The 26,414-nt window shown below is 73.1% G+C and carries 22 protein-coding genes; 13 read left to right on the top strand and 9 right to left on the bottom strand.

What is annotated here, in order from left to right:
* Nucleotides 1–5 precede the first annotated feature (5 nt).
* Entirely contained in the window at nt 6–2,681 is a 2,676-nt protein-coding gene (gene lanKC / locus D581_RS0121835) for a class III lanthionine synthetase LanKC (protein ID WP_018959331.1), read from the top strand.
* On the opposite strand, the gene D581_RS01000000137535 is transcribed toward lanKC, so the two are convergent.
* From D581_RS01000000137535 to D581_RS0121815, 4 genes are all read right to left on the bottom strand, one after another.
* Nucleotides 2,668–4,806 carry an AfsR/SARP family transcriptional regulator gene (locus D581_RS01000000137535; protein ID WP_486585871.1) on the bottom strand — a complete coding sequence of 713 codons (2,139 nt, stop codon included), beginning with the start codon at nt 4,804–4,806 and terminating at the stop codon, nt 2,668–2,670. The two genes, lanKC and D581_RS01000000137535, sit on opposite strands and share 14 nt — an antisense overlap.
* 304 nt (nt 4,807–5,110) lie before the next feature.
* Complete coding sequence (locus tag D581_RS0121825) at nt 5,111–8,032, bottom strand: helix-turn-helix transcriptional regulator (protein ID WP_018959329.1); 2,922 nt, start codon at nt 8,030–8,032, stop codon at nt 5,111–5,113.
* Nucleotides 8,033–8,111: 79 nt separating this feature from the next.
* Complete coding sequence (locus D581_RS0121820; protein ID WP_018959328.1) at nt 8,112–8,309, bottom strand: hypothetical protein; 198 nt, start codon at nt 8,307–8,309, stop codon at nt 8,112–8,114.
* 89 nt (nt 8,310–8,398) lie between these two features.
* Entirely contained in the window at nt 8,399–11,674 is a 3,276-nt protein-coding gene (locus D581_RS0121815) for a type 2 lanthipeptide synthetase LanM (protein WP_018959327.1), read from the bottom strand.
* 373 nt (nt 11,675–12,047) lie between these two features.
* Here D581_RS0121815 and D581_RS0121810 point away from each other — a divergent pair, with 373 nt between their 5' ends.
* Together D581_RS0121810 and D581_RS0121805 are read left to right on the top strand one after the other, a co-directional pair.
* Nucleotides 12,048–12,509, top strand: coding sequence for a DUF6232 family protein (locus tag D581_RS0121810; protein WP_469220352.1), 462 nt, complete (start codon nt 12,048–12,050; stop codon nt 12,507–12,509).
* Nucleotides 12,506–12,853 (top strand): hypothetical protein, encoded by a 348-nt coding sequence (locus D581_RS0121805; RefSeq protein ID WP_018959325.1) that lies wholly within the window; start codon nt 12,506–12,508, stop codon nt 12,851–12,853. The genes D581_RS0121810 and D581_RS0121805 overlap by 4 nt, the downstream gene beginning before the upstream one ends.
* A 97-nt stretch (nt 12,854–12,950) precedes the next feature.
* Here the strand turns inward: D581_RS0121805 and D581_RS0121800 are convergent, their stop codons facing one another.
* Nucleotides 12,951–14,051: a LacI family DNA-binding transcriptional regulator gene (locus tag D581_RS0121800; RefSeq protein WP_018959324.1), complete on the bottom strand. Its 1,101-nt coding sequence runs from the start codon at nt 14,049–14,051 to the stop codon at nt 12,951–12,953.
* 109 nt (nt 14,052–14,160) lie between these two features.
* Between D581_RS0121800 and D581_RS0121795 the strand changes: the two genes are divergently transcribed.
* The 4 genes from D581_RS0121795 (at nt 14,161) to D581_RS0121780 (ending at nt 18,181) form a co-directional block, all read left to right on the top strand.
* Nucleotides 14,161–15,312: a Gfo/Idh/MocA family protein gene (locus D581_RS0121795; RefSeq protein WP_032752867.1), complete on the top strand. Its 1,152-nt coding sequence runs from the start codon at nt 14,161–14,163 to the stop codon at nt 15,310–15,312.
* Nucleotides 15,313–15,396: 84 nt separating this feature from the next.
* Nucleotides 15,397–16,545: a dihydrodipicolinate synthase family protein gene (locus D581_RS0121790; protein WP_018959322.1), complete on the top strand. Its 1,149-nt coding sequence runs from the start codon at nt 15,397–15,399 to the stop codon at nt 16,543–16,545.
* Nucleotides 16,542–17,378 (top strand): sugar phosphate isomerase/epimerase family protein, encoded by an 837-nt coding sequence (locus D581_RS0121785; RefSeq protein WP_018959321.1) that lies wholly within the window; start codon nt 16,542–16,544, stop codon nt 17,376–17,378. Before D581_RS0121790 ends, D581_RS0121785 begins: the two co-directional genes overlap by 4 nt.
* Before the next feature lie 248 nt (nt 17,379–17,626).
* On the top strand, nt 17,627–18,181 hold the full coding sequence (locus D581_RS0121780) for a DinB family protein (protein WP_018959320.1): 555 nt from the start codon (nt 17,627–17,629) through the stop codon (nt 18,179–18,181).
* A gap of 83 nt (nt 18,182–18,264) precedes the next feature.
* Here the strand turns inward: D581_RS0121780 and D581_RS0121775 are convergent, their stop codons facing one another.
* The gene (locus D581_RS0121775; RefSeq protein ID WP_018959319.1) at nt 18,265–18,972 is read right to left on the bottom strand and encodes a bleomycin resistance protein; all 708 of its coding nucleotides are present in this window, start codon (nt 18,970–18,972) and stop codon (nt 18,265–18,267) included.
* A 300-nt stretch (nt 18,973–19,272) separates the two neighbouring features.
* On the opposite strand from D581_RS0121775, the gene D581_RS0121770 reads away from it, so the two are divergent.
* The 4 genes from D581_RS0121770 (at nt 19,273) to D581_RS0121755 (ending at nt 23,229) form a co-directional block, all read left to right on the top strand.
* On the top strand, nt 19,273–20,154 hold the full coding sequence (locus tag D581_RS0121770) for a lysozyme (RefSeq protein WP_018959318.1): 882 nt from the start codon (nt 19,273–19,275) through the stop codon (nt 20,152–20,154).
* A 118-nt stretch (nt 20,155–20,272) separates the two neighbouring features.
* Complete coding sequence (locus D581_RS0121765; protein WP_018959317.1) at nt 20,273–20,920, top strand: peptidoglycan recognition protein family protein; 648 nt, start codon at nt 20,273–20,275, stop codon at nt 20,918–20,920.
* Between the two features lie 155 nt (nt 20,921–21,075).
* The gene (locus tag D581_RS0121760) at nt 21,076–22,476 is read left to right on the top strand and encodes an AAA family ATPase (protein WP_018959316.1); all 1,401 of its coding nucleotides are present in this window, start codon (nt 21,076–21,078) and stop codon (nt 22,474–22,476) included.
* A 171-nt stretch (nt 22,477–22,647) separates the two neighbouring features.
* Nucleotides 22,648–23,229 carry an HNH endonuclease gene (locus D581_RS0121755; RefSeq protein ID WP_018959315.1) on the top strand — a complete coding sequence of 194 codons (582 nt, stop codon included), beginning with the start codon at nt 22,648–22,650 and terminating at the stop codon, nt 23,227–23,229.
* 50 nt (nt 23,230–23,279) lie between these two features.
* On the opposite strand, the gene D581_RS0121750 is transcribed toward D581_RS0121755, so the two are convergent.
* Together D581_RS0121750 and D581_RS0121745 are read right to left on the bottom strand one after the other, a co-directional pair.
* Entirely contained in the window at nt 23,280–23,504 is a 225-nt protein-coding gene (locus D581_RS0121750; protein WP_018959314.1) for a DUF397 domain-containing protein, read from the bottom strand.
* The gene (locus tag D581_RS0121745; RefSeq protein ID WP_018959313.1) at nt 23,476–24,315 is read right to left on the bottom strand and encodes a Scr1 family TA system antitoxin-like transcriptional regulator; all 840 of its coding nucleotides are present in this window, start codon (nt 24,313–24,315) and stop codon (nt 23,476–23,478) included. Before D581_RS0121745 ends, D581_RS0121750 begins: the two co-directional genes overlap by 29 nt.
* Nucleotides 24,316–24,459: 144 nt before the next feature.
* Between D581_RS0121745 and D581_RS1000000141675 the strand changes: the two genes are divergently transcribed.
* On the top strand, nt 24,460–24,765 hold the full coding sequence (locus tag D581_RS1000000141675; protein ID WP_018959312.1) for a hypothetical protein: 306 nt from the start codon (nt 24,460–24,462) through the stop codon (nt 24,763–24,765).
* 2 nt (nt 24,766–24,767) lie between these two features.
* Nucleotides 24,768–25,130 (top strand): hypothetical protein, encoded by a 363-nt coding sequence (locus tag D581_RS0121730; protein WP_018959311.1) that lies wholly within the window; start codon nt 24,768–24,770, stop codon nt 25,128–25,130.
* 31 nt (nt 25,131–25,161) lie between these two features.
* Here D581_RS0121730 and D581_RS0121725 read toward each other — a convergent pair whose 3' ends face one another.
* Nucleotides 25,162–26,334, bottom strand: a complete 1,173-nt coding sequence (locus D581_RS0121725) for an epoxide hydrolase (protein WP_018959310.1) — start codon at nt 26,332–26,334, stop codon at nt 25,162–25,164.
* Nucleotides 26,335–26,414: the final 80 nt, after the last annotated feature.

Below are 26,414 nucleotides of genomic sequence, written 5' to 3'. Positions count from 1 at the left end.
ACCCCGTGCCCGGTCTCCACCAGACCCAGCTCTACTGCCTCGCCGACCGCACGTACTACGAGACCCCCGCCCGGCTGGAGGACGCGGGCACCCGCTACCCGCTGGACTCCGAACCGCCGGCCGACGGCTGGCGCCGGGTCGCCGGCGGCCTGTGGACCTCCCTGCTCCCCGAGGGCCGCGAACCGGCCGGGCAGGGCTGGAAGATCCATGTCTCCACCGTCCCCGATGAGGCCGAGGAGACGCTGCTCCACACCGCCGGGATCTGCCGGGCCCACGGGGTGCCGTTCAAGTTCCTCCGCAGCGAGCGGGCGCTCCTGCTGATGTCCGGCAAGTACATGTCCCGTGCGGGCGCCGGGAAGTTCATCACCCTCTACCCACCGGACGAGACCGTCTTCCTGCGGGTGCTGGACGAGTTGACCCGCGCCCTCGCCGGCCGCCGAGGCCCCTACATCCTCAGCGACCTGCGGATCGGCGACGCCCCGGTGTACGTCCGGTACGGGGCGTTCGTCTCCCGCTGGTGCCTCGACGAGAACGGCGAACGGGTGCTGGCCCTGCGCCACCCGTCCGGCGAGCTGGTGCCCGACGAGCGCGGGGTGGTGTTCCGGGTGCCGCCGTGGGTCACCGTCCCCGACGAACTGCGCCCGCACCTGGCGGCCCGCGCCGCCGCCGGGGACGCCACCTTCCCCTACGACGTGTCCGAAGCCCTCCAGTTCTCCAACGCGGGCGGCATCTACCTGGCCCGGCACCGGGAGACCGGCCGTCAGGTGGTGCTCCGCGAGGCCCGGCCGCACAGCGGTCTCGACGAGGCGGGCGACGACGCGGTGACACGGCTGCACCGTGAGCACCGGGCCCTGACCACGCTGGCAGGGCTGGAGTGCGTTCCCGAGGTGTACGGCGTACGGACCGTGTGGGAGCACCACTTCCTGATCGAGGAGCACATCGAGGGGACCACCCTCCTGGAGGAGATCGTCGGCCGCTTCGCCCTGCTCCACAGCACCGGCACGGCCGCCGAACTCGCCCCGTACATCGCCTGGGTGGACGCGGTGACCGAGCGGCTGACCGAGGCGCTGGCCGCCGTACACGGGCGCGGGCTGCGCTTCGGCGACCTCCACCCCAACAACATCATCGTCCGGCCCGACGGCCGCGTGGCCCTGATCGACTTCGAGTACGCCACGGCCCTCGACGACCCGGACACGCCGGTAGCGGGCGCCCCGGGGCTCCAGGCGCCCGCCGGGACCATCGGCGCGGAGGCCGACGCCTACGCCCTCTGGGCGACCTGGCTCTACATGCTGATGCCCATCATGGAGATGGCCGGCCACGACCGGGCCAAGGCCCTGACCCTGGAACGGTGGGCCCGCCGGAGGTACGGCCTCGACGCCGGAGCGGGACCGCGCCGGCCCGCCGCGCTGCGGGCCGCGGAGAGCGCCGACGGCCGCGAGAGGGAGACCGCCGCGCTGCTCGACGGCCCCGAGCCGGACTGGGCCGGGCTGCGGGACCGGCTGCTGCGGGGCATCCACGCGGGGGCGACGCCCGACCGCACCGACCGCCTCTTCCCCGGAGACCCCGACGTCTTCTCGACCGGCGGGAGCGACGTCGCGCACGGGGCGGCCGGGGTGCTCCACGCCCTGCACCGCATCGGCGCCCCGGTGCCGCGCGCCTGGACCGACTGGCTCGTCGACACGGCCCGGCGGCGGGACCCCGCGGCGCCGGGCGGCCTCTACGGCGGGCTGCCGGGCACGGCGGTGGTGCTGTCCGCGCTGGGCCGCCGCGAGGAGGGCCGGGAACTCTTCGAACGGTCCGCCGCCGCGCCCCCGTCCGCCTCGGCCGACCTGATGAACGGTCGCGCGGGCATCGCGCTCGCCGCGCTGCGCCTGGCCCGGCCGGACCGTGCGGGGGACGGATCACCCGACGCCAAGACCGACCACGACCTCGTCGACGCCGCGGCCCGCACCGCCCACGACCTGGACCGGCTGGTGCGGGGCGAGTCCCTGCCGGGGCTGCGCACACCCGCGTCGGCGGGTCTGCTGCGCGGGCTGAGCGGCGCGGCCCTGCTCCACCTCGAACTGCACGCCCTGACCGGCGACGAGCAGTTCCTGGCGGCCGCGGGCCGGGCCCTCGCGGCGGAGGCGGCCCACTGCGTGACCATGCCGGACGGCACCGTCCAGGTGAAGGACGGCCGGCGGCACTTCCTCTACCTGGACCAGGGGAGTAGCGGCTTCGCCCTGGTGGCCCGGGCCTATCTGGCCCGCCGCGCCTCCCCGGAGCCAGTGCGGCGTCGGCCGGGGTTCGCCCCGTCGCACACCTCGGCCGACGCGGCACTGGCCGCCCTGCTGCCCGGGGTGGCCAAGGGCTGCGCCTTCGAATTCGTCCGCGAGCCGGGCCTGTTCACCGGCCGGGCGGGGCTCATGGCCGTGGCGGGCGCCCTGTCGCCGGACGGCCGCACGGCCCCCGAGGTCCTGGCCTCCGTACGCAACCTGTCCTGGCACCTGGTCGCCGACGAGGACCGGCTGCTCGTCCCGGGGGCTGGGCTGCTGCGCTGCTCCGCCGACCTGGCCACCGGCGCGGCGGGGCTGCTGATGGCCCTGCACCACCTGGCCGGCGCGGAAGCCGGCGGCCCCTCCCACGGAGCCCGCGCCGGCGACCGGCCGCACGGTCTGCTGGAGCTGCTCACCCTGGGATGAGCGCGGAAGCCGGCACGCCGGGTCGGTCGGGGGCCTGGCGCTCGGTCTGTCGTCCCGGGCGGTCCAAGGCTTCCTCCTGCTCGGCCGGTACGCCGGGTCGGTCGGGGGCCTCGCACTCGGCCGGTCCTCCCGGGCGGTCGTGGGTCTCCTCCCGCCCGGCCGGTACTCCGGGCCGGTGGGAGGCCTCGCGCTCGGCCGGCCCTCCCGGGAGGTCCGAAGCCTCCTTCCCTCTGGCCGATACGCCCGGCCGGTCCGGGGCGGTCTCCCGCTCGCGGGCGTACAGGCCGAGCAGCCTCGGCACCTCGTACAGCGCGGCGTGTGCGGTGACCTCCCCGGCGGGCGAGGTCACCGCACCGGCGCCGATGAGCGACTCGACGGCCCGGATCGCCGCCCGCTCCCCGCAGCCCAGCGCCGCCGTGGCCCGGTCCAGGGTGAACCCCCCGTCCTCGGCGAACCCCGCCAGCCGCCCCAGCACCCGCCGGTCGCCGTCCGCGAGATCCCGCCAGCCGGACGCGATCCGCTCCCGTACGGAGACGTCCCCGGCGACCAGTTCGTCCAGTGCGGCCGACGGGTCGCCGAGCCGGGCCGCGTACTCCGCCAGTGGCAGATGCCGCAGCACCGCCAGCCGCATCCCGCTCACCTCCACCGCGAGCGGCAGCGCCCCGCAGGCCCGGACGATCCGCAACGCCGCCGCCGGGTCGGTCCGCAGCCGCCCGGCCCCGATCAGCTTCCCCAGCAGCTCCAGCGCCTCACCGTCCGCCAGCGCGGGCAACGCGATCCGGTGCACCGGGGCGAGCCCCGCCAACTGCCCCCGGGCGGTGACCAGTACGGAACACCTCCCGGACCGGGGCAGCAACCCCCGTACGGCCGCTTCGTCCGGCACGTCGTCCAGGACGACCAGCGCCCGGTGCCGGGCCAGCCACCCCTGCCAGGCGTCCGCGAGGGCGGCCGTCGCCACGCGGACGTCCGCCGGCCCGTCCGCCGGCCCGCCTGCCGGCCCGCCTGCCGGCTCCGCGAGTGCGCCACCCGCCACCCCGCACAGCCGCCCCAGCTCCGCCAGCACCTCCGCCCGGCTCCGCGCCGTACCGTCCTCCCGGCGCGCCCGGACATGGACGCGGCCGTCGGGGAAGCGGTCGGCGAGCAGATGCGCCGCCCGGACCGCGAGCGCCGACTTCCCCGTCCCGGCCGGGCCCGAGACGACCACCACACGCTCCTCGCCGCCACCCAACACGTCGAGCAGATCCCGCAGTTCATCGCGACGGCCGGTGAAGGCCCCCGTACAGGCGGGCAGCGCCTCGGCGCTTCCCGCCTCCCGGGGAGCGGCGGGCCGCCGGGCCTCGCGCCCCCGGCCGAGCATCGAGCGGTACTGCGCCGCCATCGCCGGGCTCGGCTCCAGCCCCAGCTCCCGCGACATCAGCTGCCGGTAGTCGTCGTACACCGCGAGCGCCTCGGCCTGCCGGCCCGACTGGTGCAGGGAGGTCATCCAGGCGGCCCGCAGCCGCTCCCGCAGCGGATGGCGCTCCACCAGATCCCGCAGCCCGTCCACCGCGACGGCGGCCCGCCCCAGCTCGATCTCGGTCTCCGCCCAGTCCTCGAACACCGTCAGACAACGGGCCTCCAGCCGGCCGGCCTCCCCGGCGACCTCGGCGGAGTCCCGCAGATCGTTCAGCGGCGGCCCCTCCCACAGGTCCAGTGCCTCACGCAGGAGCCGGGCCGCGCCGGGCAGATCGCCCCGACCGGCCGCCGCCCGCCCCGCGCGGGCCAGCGCCCCGAACCGCAGGGTGTCCAGCTCGTCCTCGGCGATCCGCAGGAGGTAGCCCCCGCAGCCGTGCACCACCCGGTCCCGGCCCCCGTCCCCGGCGGGCCCCAGGAGGGCACGGACGGCACTGACGTAGACCTGGAGGTTCTTGCGGGCGGTACGGGGCGGGTCGTCCGGCCACACCGCGTCGGTCAACACCCCTACCGGTACTGAGGTGTTGGGGCGGGCCAGCAGTGTGGCGAGGACCAGGCGCTGCTTTCGCGGGCCGAGCGGCAGCTCACGGCCGTCCAGCCGGGCCGTGAGCGGGCCGAGCAGCGAGACGTACACCGCACCTGCGGAACCGGTACGGGCGGGAGGTCGGGTCATCAGCGGGCCGGCGGAACGGGGACGGGCGGGAGGTCGGGTCATCAGCGGGCCTCCGGAACGGGGACGGGCGGCGGACTGGGCCGTACGTACGCCCCGATCCTGCTGCCGCCCCGGCCCCCGCACATCGGGGCCCCGCACGCATTTTCCGCCCGGCCACCCGACCGAAACCGCCCGGCGCCCCCATGTTGCCCGCCCCGGCCCCCACGGCCCCGGAGAGTGCCTCGCGTCGGGCCGGTTCGGGTGGGCCGCGCGTCGGGTCGGCTCGGGCGGACCTGGCATCGGGCCGGCTCGGGCGGACCCCGCCTCAGGCCGGTTCGGCGGCGCACTCGGCGGCGAACTCGCACAGCGCGGCCCGGTCCGCGCGCCCGGTCTTGCTCAGCAGACTGGCCATGTGCTTCTCCACCGTGCGGGGCGAGATGGACAGCCGCCGGGCGATCTGCTGGTTCCCTGGCCGCTCGGGCAGCAGCACGAACACCTCGTACTCGCGCGGGGTCACCCCGCCGGCCCGCAGCGGCGACGGGATCCGGTCCCAGCCGCCCCGGTGCTGGCCCACGCTGGCCCCGGCCTGCCGCAGCGCCGCCCGGCACGCGGAGGCGACCGGCTGCACCCCGGCCGCGTAGAAGTACTCCTCGGCGGACCGCAGCCACGCCACCGGCTCGCCCCACCCGTCCGCGCGGGCCGCGTCCGCGACCAGCCGCAGACCCAGGTGGCGGGCGACCGGGAAGGGCGCGGACCGCACATCGAACGACGCCATCAGCCGGGCGGCCCCGGCCGGATCCCCCTCCCGGCCCAGCAGCACCGCGTCCGCCAGCTCCAGGAACTGCCGGTTCCAGGCGAGACACCCCCCGGGAGCCGCCCGTGCCTCCGCCAGCTCCGCCCGGCCCGCGTCGCCCGCCAGCACCCGCAGCAGCGGGCGCAGCCCGTACCGCCCGCTCAGGTAGTAGTAGCTCGGGTGGTCCGCCTCCCAGGCCAGCGCCTCGTCGAGCCCCGCCGCCGCCCGCTCCCGGTCCTCCTCCAGGAGCGCGCCGAACGCCCGGCACAGCCCCGACCGGAGCGGCACCAGCAGCGACTGCTCGCCCCCGGCCCGCCGGAACGCGGCCAGCGCCCGGTCCATGTCCCGCCGCCGCCCCCGGTGCGCGGCCATCGTCGCCCCGGCCAGCAGCAGATAACGGTGGGCGGACCGGTCACCGACCCGGGCACTGGCCTCCGCCGAACGGTCGATGATCTCCTGCGCCTCCTCCCACCGGGCGCACATCACCGCGTTCATCGCGAGCAGCCCGTCGACCGTACGGGTCAGCAGCAGCGCCCCCAGCTCGGTGGCCGCCGCCCGCGCGGAGAGCAGCCGGGCCGCGTCCCCGGTCCGCATGAAGGCGTTCGCCCCGAGCCGCACCAACGCCTCCACCCGCCAGACCGGCAGGGCGTGTTCGGCGGAGATCGACAGCATCCGCTCCAGTGCCGCGTCCGCCGCGTCGAAACCCTCCTCACGCCGCAGCAGCGCCAGCAACTGCCAGGCCTGACAGGCCACCACGGGCAGCCCCTCGGCCTCGGCGGTCTCGGCGGCCTCCCGCACGGCACGCTCGGATTCCGCCGGGTCCCGGGGCTTCTGCCCGTGTCCGGGGAGCAGCGCCAGATACCCGTCGACCACCACGAGCGCGGCCCGGCGGCCCGCCGGCGGCGACGGGCCCAGCAGGACGCGGGCCGCCTCGACCTGGAGCGCCGCGTCGGCGGGGCGCTCCGCCATGACCGCCGCCCAGGCGAGCTCGATGTGGATCAGGCCGCGCCGGGCGGCGGCCTCGGAACGCGCCGGAACCGGCGGCAGCGCGTCCGCCAGCGCCAGTGCGCCGTCCAGATCGCCGCCCTCGGCACGGGCGACCGCCAACGACTCGGCGACGGCGGCCCGGTCGCTCTCGGCGGCCAGCGGGTGCGCCCGCTCCAGCAGCACCACGGCGGAGCCGTGCGCCCCCGAAGCGAGCATCCGTCTTCCCGCCTCCGCGAACTGGCGGGCCGCCCCGGCCCGGTTGCCCGCGGCCAGTTGCAGCGCGGCCACGAGCTGCCGGCCGTCCTCGTCCAGCGGCTGCCCCGCGTGCTCGATGGCCCCGGCGGCACGGCGGGCCAGCGAGGCGCGCTCGGCCGGCGCCAGCGAGGAGATCAGGGCCTCGGCGGTCAGCGAGTGCCGGAAGGCGTAGCGGTCGGGGGCCGCGCCGTCCGGGGCGATGACACCGGCCTCCACCGCCGACCGCAGATGCGTGAACAGGGCCCGGTCCTCGAAACCGGTGACGGTCTGGAGCACGGTCACCGAGAACTGGCTGCCCAGGGTGGCCGACGCCAGTAAGAGGTCCCGCACCGGCTCGTCCAGCCGCTCCAGCCTGCGGGCCCAGCTGCGGACGATGTCCGAGGGGACCGAACCGCCCGGCTGCTCCACCGCCTCCCACCCGTCGTCCGTCCGCCGGAGCCGACCGGTGTCGAGCAGGTCCGCCAGCAGAACTTCCAGTAAGTACGGGTTGCCCGCGGCGCGTTCGGAAAGCCGGCGGTGCACCGCATCGGGTATCTCCTCCGGCCGCGCCTCCAGACACGCGCCCGTCAGCGCCCGCACCCGGTCCTCGCGGAGCGAACCCAGCTCCCGTACGGTCGCGGCGTGCCGGCGCTCGACGGAGCGTACGAGGTCCAGGGCCGCGCCCGGTTCCGGACGCAGGGTGCCCAGGAACAGGATGGGCAGATCGGCCAGGTTGTCGATGACGTACTCGACGACCGCGACGGTCTCCGTGTCGCAGTCGTGCAGATCCTCCAGCAGGATCGCGCAACCCGCCTCCCGGCCCAGCACGGACAGCAGCCGCAGCAGGGCCTCGGCCAGCTCAACGACCGTCTCCGGATAGCCGGGGGACCCGTCCTTGCGCCACTCCGGGACCAGCCGGGCCAGCGCCGGGTGGTAGGGCGCGAGCTCCGGATCGGTCGGGGTGCCCGCGGCCCGGAACCGGGACGCCAGCGCCTCCGCGAGTGGACGGAAGGGCACGACGAGCCCGGTCGAGGTGGCCCGGCCGCGCAGCACGGGCATGCCGAGCCCGTACGCCCGGTAGGCGCACTCGCCCACCAGCCGGGACTTGCCGATACCGGCTTCCCCGAGGAGGAACAGCGCGCGCCCCGAACGCCGTCGTACGGCGTCCAGGGCGCTGCTCAGCAGTCCGATCTCCTCGTCCCGCCCGACGATGACCGGCGAAGTGGCTCGCATGGCCGCAGGCTACTGGAGCCCCAACCCCTACGACAGCGGGCCAATTCGGCTCATTTACCGTTGAGTTGGCCGGAACCGGTCACCACGGGGCCGTCATGGTGGTCCACGGCAGGTCGTGGCTGTAGCCGCTCTCGCCCTCCGAGGCGCTGAGAAGTCTGCCGCGCGCACCGAGGCCTCCGGTGGACCCCAAGGAGATCTGCCCCGCCGGGTGCTCGGGTGTGCCCTCGTGCGCGATCTCGCCGGACGCCCGCAGGGCCGCTTCGCCGAACTGCTTCATCTCTGCCTCATTCTCTCGGTGGTGACGGTGATGGTGGTGGTTTCCGTGATGGTGGTGATGTGGTCGTCGTCGTCAAAGCCGTGGTTCGGTCAAGGGGTCCCGGAGAGGCGCAGGAGCAGCGCGGACCCGATCCGGTCGGGGAACCCGGCCCGCAGCAACCCGTGCCCGATCCCCGAGAGCCCGGTGAGCAGCCCCGGGTGCGGTACGCGGCCGGGTGTCCCGCACTGCGGGCCCGCCCGGTCCGCCGAGGCCAGCAGCGTCCCGGCCCGGCGCATCCACGCGGGCCGCGCCGCGGGGAGCGCGCTGTGGCCGAGGAGTTCGAGCAGCCCCGACTCCCCGTGGCACAGGCTGTCGTCGGCGAGCGGACCGATGCCCGCCAGCTCGCCGGAGCGCGCCGCGAGCCAGCCGGACAGCTCCGGGTCCGCCAGCGCGTCGGGGCTGTCCGCGATCGCCAGCGCGATGCCGGCCGCCCCGTCGCACCAGGCCGGTCCGGCCGATGGCCCGGCCGCCGTTTCGTGAACCGGCCCGGCGGTCGCTTTCTGCGGCGCTCCGGCGCTGGTCACGCGGTTCGCTCCGGCCGTCGCCCGGCGCAGGGCGTCCAGTCCGGCGCTCCGGTGGCGGGCGCCGCCCCCGGCCCCGGCGAAGCGCAGCAGCGCCCAGCCGATCCCCGCCGCCCCGTCGGCGAAGCCCCCGGCGTCGGGGAGCGGGGCGGCGGCGATCCGCTCGGCGCAGCGCTCGGCGCCACGCCAGGCCTCGGGGCGGCCGGTGGCGCGGTGCACCGCGAGCAGCGAGACGAGCCCGCCCGCCGCCCCGCCGCGCACCCCGTACCCGTCCTCGGCCGCGCTCGCCGCGCAGCTCAGCCGGACGGCCGGACCGGCCTGGTCCAGCACCTCCCGGTCGCCCAGCAGCGTGCCCACCTCGGTCAGCGCGTACGCGATGCCGCCGAGGCCCGCGAAGGCGCCGGAGCCCAGGGAGCCGAGCTCGTCGGCCCGCCCGTGCAGCGCGTCCAGCAGCCCCGGGACCGGGGCGAGCGCCTCACGGGCCGCCTCCGCGTACCGGGAGGCGCCGGTGAGCGCGGCCAGCTGCGCCAGGAAGAGCGCGGGCCCCGTGTAACCGCCCGCGAGGTCCGCGGCCATCGGGGTGAGCCGCCAGTAGCGCTCGCCGAGCAGTTCGAGCCCGATCCAGTTGGTGCGGCGCTCGTGCCGGTAGGCGAGGGAGACGAGCTGGTCGCCCACCGACCTTGCGGCGGACAGAAGTTGCTCGGGCTCCGGCGCGGTCGCCGCGCTCCGCGACCGGCCGCCCGGCGCCGCCCGGTGCGGCGGCTCGGGCGAGGTGCTCACCATGGCGGCCCGGATGATCCGTTCCTGGTCCTGGCGGTCCACGGTGTCCATCGCGCGCACCTTCGCCTCGACCCGAGCCAGCCCGGTGGGGCCGACGGGGCCGCCGCCGACCGGCCCCGGAACCGTACGGCCGGTGCCGCTCCACAACTCCGTGTCTCCCGGCCGGGTGCCGAACACCGGCACGTCACCGCGCCACAGCTCCGCGACCTCCTCGTCCTCCACGCCGGGCAGCGCGGGCATGCCCAGGAGCGGGGTGCGCAGCAGCGAGAGGACCTGGTGGCGTTCGGTGGCGTCCCGCATCAGATCGGGGTGGGTCGACTCGTCCAGCAGCGTCGTGTACGTCCAGGTCGGCCGGGGCACGACGCGCACCTCGTCCCGCGCGAAGAGCCTCAACAGCCCCTCGTCGCCGACAAGTTCGCCACGGTGCTTGCTGATCGCGGTGTATCCGGCGCGGAAGCCGCCGCACAGGACCTCGGTGTACGCGGAGGGGTCGGCCGCCACTCCGCCCAGTCGGGGCCGGTTGGCGGACTCGGTGAACCGGCCCGCCCGCCGCACCAGCCGCATGCGGTCGGTACCGGCGTCCGCCCAGTCGGCGGTCTCGATCGGCGACGACGCGGCCCGGCCCCCACCGATCGCGGACATGTCGATCGCGGTGGTGTCCCCGACGAGCAACTGGGGCAGCAGGCCCACCCGGTGGACCGAGTCGTGCAGTGCCCGGGCGGCCGGATCGGCGGACCGGGCGGGTCCCAGCGGCGGGTGGAACAGCGTCTCCACATCGACCAGCACCGGGTGCGGGCCGCGGGCGATCAGGTTCTCGTGGTGCAGATCCGTACCGTCCAGCGTGTGCAGCAGCGCCAGCAGCGCACCCTGGCGCCGGTAGAACTGCCGGGTCTCCGCGGCCGAGGCGCAGGGCCGCTCCTCGACGAACTCGGCCCACCCGTACTCCCCCCGGTCCAGGACCCGCAGCACCCGCAGCTCCGGCGCGCCGGGCAGCGAACTGAACCACTCCGCCAGGGCGTTGAAGTGCCGGTGCGCCGCGAGCGGACGCGGCTTGTAGACGAGCCGGGCGCCGTCGGCGAACCGCAGCAGCATCACCGACCGGCCGCCGCGGTGGCTGTCGCCCGCCCCGGCCTCGACCCCGGTGAGCGCCCCGGGCCCCGCGCTCCCGCCGCGCCTGCCCTCCGGGGAACCGGCCCGGTCGCCGAGCACTCCCGAGGAGGTCAGCAGGTGCCGGTCGGCGGCGAGCCGCGCGGCCATCTCCGCGAACGCGTCCCCCGCGTTCAGGCAGGCCGTCGCGAGGAGGCGGGCCAGCACGGGATAGCCGGTGACGAGCAGGGCGAGACCGTCGCGGCGGGCGGTCCGCCGTACGAAGTCCCGGAAGCGTTCCTCGGACCCCTCGCCGCTCAGCCGGTCCAGCCGCCGGGCCTCGTGCAGTTCCGTGACGAGGGTGCGCGCCGCGATCCGGGAGAGCCGACGCGTCAGCTGCCGCCGGAAGTCCGCCAGGAGGGGCGAGGAGCCGTCTGCCGCCGGACCGACCGCTCGGCCGTTCCCCGAGCCGTTGCCCGGGCTGCCGTTGCCCGAGCTGCCGTTGCCCGCGCTGCCGGCCGCCGGGCCGTCCTTCGCGAGCGCGTCCCGGAGCCGCCGGACCGCCGCCTCGACGAACGGTGCGACGACCGGCCCGAAGCCGCTGAGCCCGGGGTACGCGCGGTCGGGGACCACCACGTCACGCGGCGCCGAGGCGACGGCCTCCCGGGCGAAGACCGCCCAGCCGGGTTCGCCGGCGGGACTGCCGCCGACGACACCGGGGAGCCACCACGGCGCTCCTGCCGCGTCCCTGAACGCGACGGAAGCGGCGGGAGCGGACTCGACGGAAGCGGCGGGGGCGGACTCGACGGACTCGACGGAAGCGGACGCGACGGAAACGGCAGGGACCGGATCGACGGATAGAGCAGGGACCGGCTCGACGGATACAGCAGGGGAGGGGCGACGGCTCGCGCCTCTGTCGATCAGATCCTTCTCCGCCACAGCTCCGCACCTCCCCGGTCCCGGGCCGGCCCCGGTCGGGCCGCCCGCTTTCATCGTGGCGGGGGAGCGGGTGGGGCGCATGGGGGAGTCGCCCCCATCTTTCGCCCTTCGGCCCCCGCAGGTGGCCGTAACGCGCCTCCGTGGCAGCAGGATTGGCGGTTTCTCGCCTGCCGCTCAGGGCCGGGCTGATGCTTAATAGGGCTCCCGCGCATGCGGGGTGGGAGACGAGTGCACGGGGGAACGCATGAACGCCACGGGCAACTTCGGGCCGCCATCGACGCCGACACCACCGTCTGGACCGCCTGCCTCACCACCACCGAATCCTCCGGCCGGACCTCCCTCGCCGCCACCGCCGCCACCGCCGCTACCGCCGCTGCCGCGTCCGGGCGGCATCCTGGAGATCTCGGTCAAGCGCCGGATGCTCTGGATAGGAGCGGCGGCCCTGCCGCTGCACAACCTCACTCGGGTCGAGGCGATCAAGATCAAGCCGGAGCGGAACGTGTTCCGCTTCCTGGCGGGCCTGGCGGTGGTCGCCTTCGTCTATTCGATGACCGACTGGGCGCCGGTTCTCGTCCTGCTGTTCGTCCTGGTCTTCTTTTTCGTCAAGGCGCTCATCGCACCGGAGAGGCCGGTCCTGGTCGTGGAGACGGCCGGCGGCTCCCTGGTGCTCGTGACCCTGCCGAGCGTGGACGAACTGCGAGTGATCGCCGGGCAGATAGTGCACGCGATCGACCATCCGGAAGCCGAGTTCACCGCACACGTGCACCAGTTGAACAACTACAACGGCCCCGTCTTCAACCAGAACGGCGGTCAGAACACGGGGATCAGGCTATGACCGAACCGACGCACCACTCGACCTACAACGGCCCCGTCTTCAACCAGCGGGGGGAGCAGGTGATCGGAATCAACTACGGCATCGTCGGAGCCGCCGCACAGGATCCTGAACTCCGCGCTGCGGTAGGGGAGTTGACTGCACGGCTCCGCGATCTCACCGCCCACCTCACCCCGGACCAGGCCCGTACGGTCGAAGAGACCCTGCCCGTGCTCGCCCTGGACCGCGAGGCCATGACCGAGCGTGGCCTCACCCTGGCGCGGCTCGGCCAGCTCGCGAACAGCCTGGGGCCCGTGGCCCAGCCGGTCGCGGACGCGCTGGGACGGCTGCTCGGACTGCTGGGCTAAGGGCTGTCCGCAGGCCCCGGCCCCCGCGCCCCGAAGGCCCTCGCGCCCCGCAGAGCCCCCGGCCCCGCAGGCCCCCGCCCCCCCCCGGGCCGCCCGCTCACCCCCGGGGCGCCGCCGTGGACCCCCGGATCATCAGCTCGGCCGCGATGGTCGCGATGCCGCCGGGCGGCGGGTCCTCCTTGCCCATCGCCAGCCGCCCGGCCCGGGCCCCCGCCTCGAAGAGCGGCAGCCGCACCGTCGTGAGGGCCGGCACCGCGTCCACCGAGAACGGCAGGTCGTCGAAGCCCGCGACCGAGATGTCCTGGGGGATCCGCATCCCCTGGTCCCGGACGGCCGCGCACGCGCCCAGCGCCACGGTGTCGTTGGCGGCCACGATCGCGGTCACGTCCGGTGCCCTGCGCAGGAGTTCGAGGGTGGCCTCGTAGCCGGAGCGCCGGTCGTAGGGGCCGTGCACGGTGAGGAGTTGCTGATCGTCGGAGCCCCGGCCCCCGTCGGCATCGCCGGGGGCGGCGGCCAGGCCGGCGGCGCGCAGCGCCTCCCGGTGGCCCTCCAGCCGGTGCCGGGTGGTGGTGCGCTCCGGGGGCCCTGCGACGTAACCGATCCTGCGGTGGCCGAGCGAGATCAGGTGCTCGGCGAGCCGACGTCCACCGCCCCGGTTGTCGAACGCGAGCGCGGCGACGAGCGCGTCCCCCTCGGGCAGCGGGGGCCGCCCGCAGAAGACGATCCGGGTGCCCGCGTCCGCGAGTTTCGCCAGCTTCGCGGACATCGCGGCCTGGTGGGCCGGGTTCTCGACCGCGCCGCCCGTGAGGACGACGGCGGCGGCGCGCTGGCGCTGGAGGAGGGTGAGATAGGTGAGTTCGCGCTCCGGGGAGCCGCCGGTGTTGCAGATGACGGCCAGCTTCTCGCCGCCCGCCCGTCCGGAACCGTCCCCGGGGCCGCCGATCTGCGTCTGGGCCGCCCCCGCCATGATCCCGAAGAACGGGTCGGCGATGTCGTTGACCAGGATGCCGACCAGGTCCGAGGTGGCAGCGGCGAGCGAGCTCGCGGGCCCGTTGAGCACGTAGTCCAGGTCGTCCACCGCGCGCAGGACCCGCTCCCGGGTCGACGCCGCCACCGGGTAGTTGCCGTTCAGCACACGCGAGACGGTGGCCGGGGACACCCGGGCGCGGGCCGCCACATCCGCCAGGGTGACTGTCATCGCTGTCCTCCGTGAGATCACGTGCGGCCCCCTCTTGTCCGGCCGCTGTCGGCAGGCTAGCGTCATCCTGGATAGAAAGCGCTTGCTACGGCTGTATGGAGGGACTTTCGTGACACGCAGGACAGTGCGCATCGCCATGAACGGCGTCACGGGACGCATGGGATACCGGCAGCACCTGGTGCGCTCGATCCTCGCGATCCGTGAGCAGGGAGGCCTGGATCTCGGCGACGGCGAGGTGCTGTGGCCCGAGCCCGTGCTCGTCGGCCGCCGCGCCCACGCCCTGGAGGAGCTCGCCGGGCGCCACGGCCTGGCCGAGTGGTCGACCGACCTGGACGCGGTCCTCGCGGACGACACGATCGACGTCTACTTCGACGCCCAGGTCACCATGGCCCGGGTGGAGGCGATCAAGAAGGCGATCGCGGCGGGCAAGCACGTCTACACCGAGAAGCCGACCGCCACGGACGCCGAGGGGGCTCTCGACCTGGCCCGGCTCGCCCGGGACGCGGGCATCAAGCACGGTGTCGTCCAGGACAAGATCTTCCTGCCGGGCCTGCTGAAGCTGAAGCGTCTGATCGACGGCGGCTTCTTCGGCGAGATCCTGTCCGTACGCGGGGAGTTCGGCTACTGGGTCTTCGAGGGCGACTGGCAGGAGGCCCAGCGCCCGTCGTGGAACTACCGCACCCAGGACGGCGGCGGCATCGTCGTCGACATGTTCCCGCACTGGGAGTACGTGCTCCACGAGCTCTTCGGCTCGGTCACCTCCGTAACGGCCCACGTGCAGACGCACGTTCCGCGCCGCTGGGACGAGCAGGGCCAGCCGTACGAGGCGACCGCCGACGACGCCGCGTACGGCATCTTCCAGCTGGCGGGCGGGGCCGTCGCGCAGATCAACTCCTCCTGGACGGTACGGGTCAACCGCGACGAACTGGTCGAGTTCCAGGTCGACGGCACCCACGGCTCCGCCGTCGCGGGCCTGCGCAACTGCCGTGTCCAGCACCGCTCGTCGACCCCCAGGCCGGTCTGGAACCCGGACCTCCCGGTCACCGAGTCGTTCCGCGACCAGTGGCAGGAGATCCCCGACAACCAGGAGTTCGACAACGGCTTCAAGGCGCAGTGGGAGCTGTTCCTGCGCCATGTGGTCCTGGACGAGCCGTACGCCTGGGACCTGCTGGCCGGCGCCCGGGGCGTCCAACTGGCCGAGCTGGGGCTGAAGTCGTCCGCCGAGGGCCGCCGCTTCGACGTCCCGGAGCTGACCCTGTGACCCGCGCGACCGGCGCGCGGCTCCGGAGGCCGCTGACATGACGATCCACGCGACCGCCTCGCGGCGCCGCCGGAGGCCGCTGACATGACGATCCACCTCCCGCAGGGCCCCTACACGCCCCGCGCCACACCGCTCGGCCTCGTTCCGGGAGCGCCGGCCCCCACCTCCCGTACGGTCTTCTCGGCGGCGCACGTGGTCGCCGACCCGTACGCGGACATCAGCCCGGACGGCCCGGCCGCCGTCGACTGGGAGTCCACACTCGCCTTCCGCCGCCACCTGTGGGCGCACGGCCTGGGCGTCGCGGAGGCGATGGACACCGCGCAGCGCGGCATGGGCCTGGACTGGGCGGGCGCCGCCGAACTGATTCGCCGCTCGGCCGCCGAGGCGAAGGCGGTGGGCGGCAGGATCGCCTGCGGCGTCGGCACCGACCAACTGCCCGACGGCCCGGCGCCCACCCTGGCCGAGGTCACGGCGGCGTACGAGGAACAACTGGCCCTGGCCGAGGAGAACGGCGTCCAGCCGATCCTCATGGCCTCCCGCGCGCTGGTCCGTGCCGCGCGGGGCCCGGAGGACTACCTCGCCACCTACGCCCACCTCCTGCGCCAGGCGTCGGAGCCGGTGGTCCTGCACTGGCTGGGCCCGATGTTCGACCCGGCCCTGGAGGGCTACTGGGGCAGCGCCGACCTCGACGAGGCCACGGACACCTTCCTCAAGGTCATCGCCGAACACCCCGACAAGGTCGACGGGATCAAGATCTCCCTCCTGGACGCGGCGCGCGAGATCGACGTACGCCGCCGCCTCCCGGGCGGGGTGCGCTGCTACACGGGCGACGACTTCAACTACCCGGAACTCATTGCGGGCGACGAACGCGGCTTCAGCCACGCCCTGTTGGGCATCTTCGACCCGCTGGGCCCCCTGGCGGCGCACGCGGTACGGGTGCTGGACACGGGAGACGTGGACGGCTTCCGGGCCCTCCTGGACCCCACGGTCGAGCTCTCCCGCCACCTTTTCCGGCCGCCGACCCGCTTCTACAAGACGGGTGTGGTGTTCCTGGCCTGGCTCTCCGGCCACCAGGACCACTTCACGATGGTGGGCGGACTCCAGTCGGCGCGCTCGCTCCCGCATCTGGCGAAGGCGTACGAACTGGCCGACGGACTGGGCCTGTTCCCGGACCCAGGGCTGGCCGAACACCGGATGCGCTCCCTGCTCGCGGTCCACGGAGGCGCACGATGAGCCACGACCACCTCTCCCGCCTCTCGCTCAACCAGGAGACCCTCAAACAGTGGTCGCTGCCCGAGCTGACCGAGGGCTGCGTCAAGGCGGGCATCGGCATGGTGGGCCTGTGGCGGGCCCCCGTGCAGGCGTACGGCGTCGAGCGTACGGGCAGGCTCCTGGCCGATGCCGGGCTCACCGTCACCAGCCTCTGCCGGGGCGGCTTCTTCACCGCCCTCGACCCGGGGACACGCGCCCGCGCCCTGGACGACAACCGGGCGGCGATCGACGAGGCGGCGGCCCTGTCCACCGACACCCTGGTCCTGGTCTCCGGCGGCCTCCCGCCCGGCAGCCGCGATCTGCGCGGGGCCCGGGAGCGGGTCGCCGACGCGCTGGCGGAACTGGCCCCGTACGCGGCGACGCGCGGCGTCCGCCTGGCGATCGAGCCGCTGCACCCGATGTACGCCTCCGACCGCTGCGTCGTCTCCACGCTCGGCCAGGCCCTGGACCTCGCGGAACGATTCCCGGCCGAGCAGGTCGGGGTGGTCGTCGACACGTACCACCTCTGGTGGGACGACCGGGCCCCGGCCGAGATCGCCCGCGCGGGTGCGGGCGGCCGCATCCACTCCTTCCAGTTGGCCGACTGGATCACCCCGCTCCCGGCGGGCGTCCTGCTCGGCCGGGGTCAACTGGGCGACGGCAGCGTGGACTTCCGCGCGTTCCGCCGCCAGGTGGAGGCCGCCGGCTTCGACGGCCCGATCGAGGTGGAGATCTTCAACGAGGCGCTGTGGGCCCGGGACGGGGCGGAGGCCCTGGCGGAAGTCGCGGAGCGCTATGTGCGACACGCCTGCTGAGAGCCGCGCGCGGGGCCCCGGGTAAAGAGATCGTCAAGGGGTGCAACCTTTGCGTACCCTCCCGTGTCACACATGGCGTCGGGACTTCCGGGGAGGGGTCCGGGGGGAACGGGAAGACCCGACGGGAGGGGAAAGCGAGGGGGTCCGGCCGCGAGGCCGGGCCCCATTTCGCGTCTCTGGCCTCGCGTTACCGTTCTGCCACGACGGAGAAGACGGCTGAAGCCACGACGGAGAACGCGGCGGAAGCCATGACGGAGAGTGCGGCGGAAGCGTGGCCCGAGCCGCCCCTCGCCGGCACCGAGGCGGCAGCCGTCCTAGGCGCCCTGGAGCGCCAGCGGGCCACGCTCGCCTGGAAGTGCTCCGGCCTGGACGCCGCCGGACTGAACACCACGGTCGGCGCGTCCGCCGTCACGCTGGGCGGCCTGCTCAAGCACCTGGCCCACGTGGAGGACAGCCACTTCGCCCGCCTGTGGCTCGGAACTCCGGTCGGCGCCCCCTGGGACGCGGTCGACTGGGACAGCGACCCCGACTGGGCCTACCGCTCCGCCGCCCAGGACACCCCCGAGCAATTCCGCGCGCTCTGGCGGGAATCGGCGGCCCGCTCCCGGGCCGTCGTCGACGCGGCACTGAGCGCGGGCGGCGGCTTGGACCAGCTCGGCGCCCACGTCACGCGCGGCGGCGAACGCCCAAACCTCCGCCGCATCCTCCTGGACCTCATCGAGGAGTACGCCCGCCACGTCGGCCACGCCGACCTCATCCGTGAGTCGGTCGACGGCCTGACGGGCGAGGACCCGCCGAGGTGAGTCGGGGCGCGGTGCGGGCGGACCCGGCGAGCGGCGCGCCGCACGAACTGACGAGCTGACCCCCGCCCGGCCGAGCCTGGACGTCAGCTCCGCAGTTCGGCGAGCCTGGACAGGGTGTCGGCGGCGGCCTCCCGTTCCTCGGCCCCGAGGCGGATCTCCGCAGCCTCTTCGAGCAGTGCGACCGCTCGCTCCCCGTCCCCCGTCCGCTGCGCGATGTCCCCGCGCAGAACGAGCAGCCGCAGCCTCTGCACCGGAGTCGGGTGCTCGTCCGTCAGCCCGAGCGCCCGGTCGATGATCTTCGCCGCGCCCGGCAGATCCTGCTTGGAGTCCGCGAAGAGATCCGCCATGTGCAGGGCGCGGGCGAAGGTCTCCTTCGGTGCGGGCCGGTGGTTCAGGTCCTCGCTGATCGGCTGCCCGATCCGGATCGTGTTCCCGGTCGGGTCGGTCACCAGGAACTGCCGCACCCCGTACGACATGTCCTTCAGCGGGCCGATGCGCGGCAGCCCCCGCGCCGGGACGTGCCCGTAGGCCTTCTTGAGGCCCGCGCGGAACGCCGCATGCAGGTCGTCCACATCTTCGGTGAGGACATAACACCCGGAGTGGGAGGACTCCGGTTCGTACTCCTTCATGCCGTACAGCTGGAGCTCGACCGATCCCCGCTCGACGACGGCGTACGCGTACGGGCTCTTCTGGAGGGACGTCGTCTCGAAGCCCAGGGCGGTGTAGAAGTCGACGGTGGTCTCGATCAGCGAGGTACGGCAGGGCAGCATCGGGATGGTCGTCTCGGTCATGCCCGCAGCGTAGTCAAATTTGAGTACTGGGGCAAGGAGTGGCCGTCGTCCGGCCGCCGCACCTATGTGTCCTGATGCGCCTGCGGGGCAGGACCGGGCACCGGGGCCTTCAGGAGTGAAAGTTCTCGCCGCTCCGGCGGTGTTTTCGCAGGTGGGGTCTGGCGGCACAGGTCTAGACCGAACGGCCTCTTTACGCCTCTCGCCGCCCGTGCGTTACTCATGTCATGTCCATGGCGTCCGGTAATCGGATGGCAGGCGGATGCCGTGGATCTCTTCCCGTCAACGTGCCCGGAGGTTGCTATGCCCGCGTACCGCTCTCCGTCCCGCCGGCTCAAGAGATCCAGAGGGGCTCTGCTCGCAGGGGCTCTCGGCAGCGCCGCGGCGCTGATCCTGTCCGCCACGGGCACGGCCGCCGCCGCGCCTCCCGCCCCCGATGAGCCGGTCCGGTCCGGACAGGCGTGGATGGGGGCGGGGACCCGCATCGAGCAGGGCCCGGCGTCCTCGGCGGCGGGCGGCGTGACGCCGATGGACACCAGCGGCGTCCAGGGCATCGACGTGTCCCACTGGCAGGGGGCGATCAACTGGGGCTCGGTGAAGGCCGCGGGCATCGACTTCGCCTACATGAAGGCCACCGAGGGCACGTCCTTCAAGGACAGCCGCTTCAGCGCGAACTACACCGGCTCCTACAACGCCGGCCTGATCCGGGGCGCCTACCACTTCGCCCGCCCCGACGTCTCCAACGGGGCGACGCAGGCCGGCTACTTCGCGGGCAACGGCGGAGGATGGTCCAAGGACGGCAAGACCCTGCCCGGGGTGCTGGACATCGAGCACAACCCGTACGGCGCCATGTGCTACGGGCTCTCCACGACCCAGATGCGCACATGGATCAACGACTTCTACAACACGTACAAGGCGCGCACCACCCGGGACGTCGTCATCTACACGACGGCCAGCTGGTGGAACACCTGCACCGGAAACTGGACCGGCATGGCCGCCAAGTCGCCCCTCTGGGTGGCCCATTGGGGCACCAGCAGCCCGAACATCCCCAGCGGCTTCCCCACCTGGACGATCTGGCAGTACACGGCCACCGGCCGGGTCGCCGGGATATCCGGCGACGTGGACCGCAACAAGTTCAACGGCTCCATGACCCGGCTCCAGGCCCTCGCCAACAACACGGCGTAAGAGGCCCCGCCCTCGGTACGGCCGGGTGAGCACGGCGGCTCACCCGGCCGTACCGCCGACACCCGAAGCAGTCACCGCCGTTGTCACTCCTACTGCCCGAACACGCCAGGAGCCTGCCGTGAACCTTCCACAGCCGTCCCGCCGCCACGTCCTGTTCGCCGGTGCCGGCGGTCTGGCGGCAGTCGCCTTACCCGGCACGGCCCATGCCCTCGACGTCGTCGAACCGGACATCGACGGCACGTCCCAGTGGAAAGCCCGTCCGCCACAGGGCCCGATCGACCTGGTCGGAAAGCGGCCCACCATGATCGTGGTCCACCACACGGTCAGCGCCAACACCTCCGACGTCTCCCGCGCCCAGGCCCACGAACACGCCCACTGGGTCCAGGACCTGCACATGGACAAGAACGGCTGGACCGACACCGGCTACCACTTCCTCGTCAGCCGGGGCGGCTGGATCACCGAGGGTCGCCACCAGAGCCTCAGCACGCTGCGGGCCGGCAGGGACTTCGTCCTGGGTGCACATACCGCCGGCCAGAACGGAGCGGGCATCGGGATCGCCAACGAAGGCGCGTACCACGACGGCGCACAGCCGCCCCGGGCGCAGTGGGAGGTCCTGGTGGCGCTCTGCGCGTACACCTGCCACCAGTACGGCATCGCGCCGAGCCGCATCTACGGGCACAAGGACTTCGGCGACACCCTCTGCCCGGGCGTACTCCACGACAAGCTGCCGCAGCTCCGCAGCGAGGTCGCGGCGAGCATGGGCTGAGCGGCGGTCCGTGCCGCATCACGTCTCGTAGACTCGACCGCCTGAGCGATCCGAGCGGCGGCGGCAACGGTGTGGGAACGACATGGACGAGTAGCTGCCGACGCGGAACCGGAACAGCCCGCCCCGCACCTCCCACACCGGACGGAACCGCCACCATGTACGTCTCCCGTGTGTACGTCGAGAACATCAAGTCGTTCCACGGCCCGCGCGTCGTCGACCTGACCCTGACCCGCCCGGACGGTTCGCACGCCGGCTGGACGGTCCTCGCGGGACGGAACGGCTCGGGAAAGACGACGCTGCTCCGGGCGCTGGCCCTGGCCCTCAGCGGGCCGGTCGCGGCACGTGGCCTTGTCCAGGGGTTCGAGAACTGGATGTCGCGGGGGCAGGCCACCGGCTCGGCCCAAGCGAAGATCGTCAGGAACGCGAGCTTCGACAAGTTCAGCTCCTCCGGACGGACCCAGACCAACTTCTGGGCGGGGCTGCGCTGGACCGCTCCGGCGGAAGGCATGAGCAGCCGAAAGAGCGCCCAGCCGGCCCTGGAGGGCATCCGGCAGGATCCCAACACCACCAGCGCCACCCCCGCTCAACGCGGCCCCTGGGCGGACAACCCGGTGGGCTGGTTCTGCGCCGCGTATGGCCCTTTCCGGCGCATGGCCGGGGGCTCGGGAGAGGTCCAGCGGTTGATGCTGGCATCGGGTCCGGTGGCCAGGCAGGCAAGCCTGTTTCACGAAGACGCCTCACTTGCCGAAGGCGTCGCCTGGCTGATCGAGCAGCACCTGCGCGCGCTGGAGAACCGGGAAGGGGCCGCAGCACTCAAACAGGCAGCGTTGTCGGTCCTCGGCCACGGACTGCTCCCCGACGGCTACCGGGTGGAGGACGTCGACTCCGAAGGGCTGTGGGTCACCCGCGACGGCCACCGGTATCCGTTGCGGGAGATGAGCGACGGATTCCGTACAGTGGCCGCGCTCGTCGTCGACCTGCTCAAGCAGATCCATGACGCCTTCGGCGACGACGCGTTCGTCGGGGCTGATGGCGGCGACGGCCCCAGCCCTCTCCAGGTGCCCGGTGTCGTGATCATCGACGAGATCGATGCCCACCTCCACGTCTCCTGGCAGCGCCGCATCGGCCCCTGGCTGACCGAGCACTTCCCGAACATCCAGTTCATCGTGACGACCCACAGCCCGTACATCTGCCAGGCCGCTGATCCCGGTGGCCTGATCCGCCTGCCCGGGGTGGAGGAGAACGCCGCTCCCGAGGTCGTGTCGGAAGACCTTTACGAGCGAGTGGTCTACGGAAGCGGCGACGACGCGGTGCTCTCCGACCTGTTCGGGCTCGACACTCCGTACTCCGAGCAGGCCGAGCGCCGACGTGCCGAGTTCATGACGCTGGAGTCCCGCGTGTACGAGGGCGACACCGCACCGGAGACGGTCGAGCGCTACAAGAAGCTCAAGGACCTGCTCACCAGTTCTCCGGCCGCACGTGTCCACGAGGTGTCCGCGCAACTCCACCGGATCGCCGAGGAGATCAGGGACGGAGAGGGCGGCGAGGCGGGGTGATCCGACTGGCGCGGGCCCAACTGCCCCCGATACGACGGCTCATCTCAAGACCTGCACCGAACAGATCGAGCAGGAGAGCGAAGTCGACCGCAAGGAGAAGGCCGCCGAGCTGTGGGCCCACACCAACGTCCGCCGACGGGTACGTGAGGGCTGCTGGGCATCCTTGCGGACATGGCCCCCGGCCACCAGCGCTGCATGTACTGCGGTGACAGCCAAGGCACGGACATTGACCACTTCGAACCCAAGAGCCTCGCCCCGCTGCGTACCTTCGAGTGGCTCAACCATCTGTTGGCCTGCGCGTACTGCAACAGCAATCAGAAGCGGACCATCTTCCCTTGCTCGGCGGAGAACGGTACTCCGCTTCTTCTCGACCCCACGCTTCAGGAACCACTGGAGCACCTCCGCCTGGTGCTGCCGATCGGCGAGTACAAGGGGCTGACACCCCAGGGAGACGCTTCCATAGTTGTGTTCGGGCTCAACACGCGCGGGGTCCTCGTCGAGGGACGCAGAACCGCCTACGAGACTGCCAGGGAGTCGGTGGAAATCTGGCGCACCGCCACGGATCGAGGGCGGCACGACAAGGCGGCGCAGACTGTCAGAACAGCCTGGAACCGTCCGCTCGCCGACGTACTCGCCGCGATGTTCCATCAAGCCGGCCATCGATCCGCGGCGTTGTTGTTCGACGGCGAGGAAGAGACTCTGAGGCTGTTGCGGGACCGGGATCTGCGAGCGGCGTTCCTGTCCCGGGCGTGACCTCGGCTCGGCGGCCCCGCTCGCGTGGGGCCACTCCAGGAGAGGGGCGATCAGGAGGCGAGGCGGCCGTCCTTGATCGCGGTGACGAACGACGACCAGCCGTCTGCGGAGAAGGCGACGGCCGGGCCTGCGGGGGTCTTGCTGTCGCGGACGGGGACGGTGGTGTGGCCGTCCGCGACCTCAAGGCACTCGCCGTTGGCCCCGCCGCTGTAGCTGGACTTGCGCCATCCGGTCAGGCCGGCGCTGTCAGCGATGCTGGGCTCGGTGATGTGCATGTTCGTGCTCCTCCGCGATGCTTCTGACCAGCGCCACCGACTCGTGCCGTGGTGCCGCGTCACTCAGGGCGAGAGTGTAGGAGGTGTGGCAGGCGGCAACCAGCGCCGGATCATCCAAGAGGCGTCCGTTCTGAAGGCCCTCGATATAGGCCATGGGGGCCGCGTCAGCGAAGTACAGCAGATAGACCATGCCCTCCAGGAGCGCGTGCGCTCCAGAAGAGAGAGGCAGCACATGCAGGCGTACGCGACCGGAGTCGCCCATGTCCGCCACCTTGTGCAGTTGCTCCGCCATCACCTGCGGTCCGCCGACACGACGCCGTAGTGCGCCCTCGTCGAGTAGAACCCACGCCTCCGGAGCTGACGGGCTGTCGAGCAACAGGCCTCGCTTGGCACGGCTGACAACCAGTTCGTCAAGTTCCTCCGCGCAGTAGTTCGGGCGGTATGCCTCGAACACGGCCCGCGAGTACGCCTTCGTCTGAAGCAGCCCAGGGATGAGTGAGCCGCCGTACTGGCGGATCGCGCTGGCCTCCCGCTCCAGCTCGGCGACCACGCCGAAGTAGTGCGCGAACGCCGGGTCCAGATCCTCCAGCCACCGAGCGAAAAACCCGTCCGTATTCAGCGCCCGGTCGATCCGCTGCGCGTCGTCCGGGTTCGGCAGCCGCCGCCCCGCCTCGAAGTGGCTGATGAGCGTCGGCGAGCAGACGACCAGATCGGCCAGTGCCTCCTGCGTCAGCCCCGCCGCGATGCGCCGCAGCTTCAGCTCCTCGCCGTACTTCTCCCGTGCCGTACGCGGCCTGCCATTCGCATTCATCCGCACGCAACTCCTTGACCTGACCGGTGTGCTGTCATGCCCGACCCCCTGGAAGCGTAGCGATCTTTGACCTCACTCTGTGATGGGTTCGCTACAGAAAGAAGCGGCCTCCGCACTTCCACGCACCCTGGGAAAGCAGGCCCCATGAAGCACTCCCTCACCCGGCTCCTGAACTTCCTGGTCCCCGCATCGCGCAAACGGCACTTCCTGGAGCCGGACCTCTACCCCTACTCCTGCGCCTACGTCGGTGGGCCCACCACCTACCGCACCGGCGAGCGTCCTCCGCGCGGCGAGGACAGTCCGCTCGTGCGCCCTTACTTCGTGGCGCACGAACGACGTGTGGCCGAGGAGCGGGCGGCCGAGACAAGGCGGCGGCGTATCCGGGGCGGGGCGCTGCTGATCGCCGCTCGCGGAGTGCACCTCGGCCGGCTGAGCGGGGGCGCGGCATGAGGATGAGCAGCGAACACGCCGACCGTGCCGCCGCCCCCGCGATGCGGCTGCTGCCGTGGACCGGCACGGGCGGAAAGCCCTGTTACGTCGTCGGGGACGGCGCCGGCCACGTCTCGCGGATGGCCGATGACGTGGAGGGCATCCAGCTCGACATGGCGGACGAACTCCTCGGGCATGCCGTCGATCTGCTGGCCGACGGCGGGGCCACCGGACCACAGGTCCGCTTTCTCGCGGGCAGGCTGACCGAGTCGCTGCACCAGATCGTGCGCGTCGCGGAGAGCCGCGGCTCTCGGCTCGACGCGCTCCTGCCGGACCGGTCCGAACCGTGTACGGGGGGAGGCGAAGCGGCCGAGCGCCTTCCGTGAGACGGCCCGTCGTGGGCGGCCTCCCTGCCGCTCACCGGCGCGCGGCCAGCACCGCCCCAAGACCCTCCCGCAGATCGGCGACGAAGAATTCGGGCATCTCCAGCGACGGGAAATGTCCTCCGGCCTCGGGAGACCGCCACCGCACGATGTTCCGGTACCGCTCCTGGGCCCACGGGCGGGGCGTCTTGTCGATGTCGCGGGGGTACATGGTGATGGCCGCCGGGACGTCGACCCGGAGTTCGGGGTCCAGCGAGTTGTGGCTCTCGTAGTAGATGCGGGCCGACGACGCACCCGTCCGCGTCAACCAGTACAGGGTCACGTTGTCGAGGATGCGGTCCCGGGAGATGGTCTCGAACGGGCTGTCCTCGGTGTCCGTCCACTCGGCGAACTTGTCGAGGATCCAGGCGAGCAGTCCGACCGGTGAGTCGACGAGCGCGTAGCCCACGGTCTGCGGCCGGGTCGCCTGCTGCTTGGCGTAGGCCGCGCGGCGGCGCCAGAAATGGTGGGTCTCCTCGGTCCACCTTCGTTCGGTCTCCGTCAGGCCGTCCGTGGTCAGGCCGGGCGGGGCCTCCGCGAACGTGGAGTGGACGCCGAGCACGTGATCGGGGAACCTGCCGCCGAGAACCGTGGTGATGTTGCCGCCCCAGTCGCCGCCGTGGGCCAGGAACGTGCTGTAGCCGAGCCTTCCCATCAGCTCCACCCACGCGGCCGCGATCTTCTCGGTGCCCCACCCGGTGGTGGTCGGCTTGTCGCTGAACCCGAAGCCCGGCAGCGACGGGGCCACGACGTGGAACGCCGGCGCTTCCGCGTCCTCCGGGTCTGCCAACTCATCCATGACGTGGAGGAATTCGACCACGCTGCCTGGCCAGCCGTGCGTCAGGAGCAGCGGGGTGGCGTCCGTGCGCGCGGACCGACGGTGCAGGAAGTGGATACCCAGGCCGTCGATGACCGTGCGGAACTGGCCCATGCGGTTGAGGCCCTTCTCGAAGGACCGCCAGTCGTACCCGGTGCGCCAGTACTCCACGACATCGATGAGGTCGGCGAGCGGAACGCCCTGATCCCATCGGCGTGGGCCGGGCCCGGTGCCCTGCACGGTCTCGGCCTCCGGCAGTCGCGCCGCGGCCAGTCGTGCCCGCAGATTGTCGAGGTCGGCGTCGGTCGCGTGGGTCTCGTAGGCGTGGACATCGCTGATCGGACGCGGCATGAGGCCTCCTGGCCATGGTGGGGACCGGCGTCGATCCACCGCGGACTCGTGCTGATCCGCCACCGGAACGACGCCGACTC

It is taken from the genome of Streptomyces sp. CNB091 (genome assembly GCF_000377965.1).
This window is presented reverse-complemented; position numbering and strand designations above follow the sequence as displayed.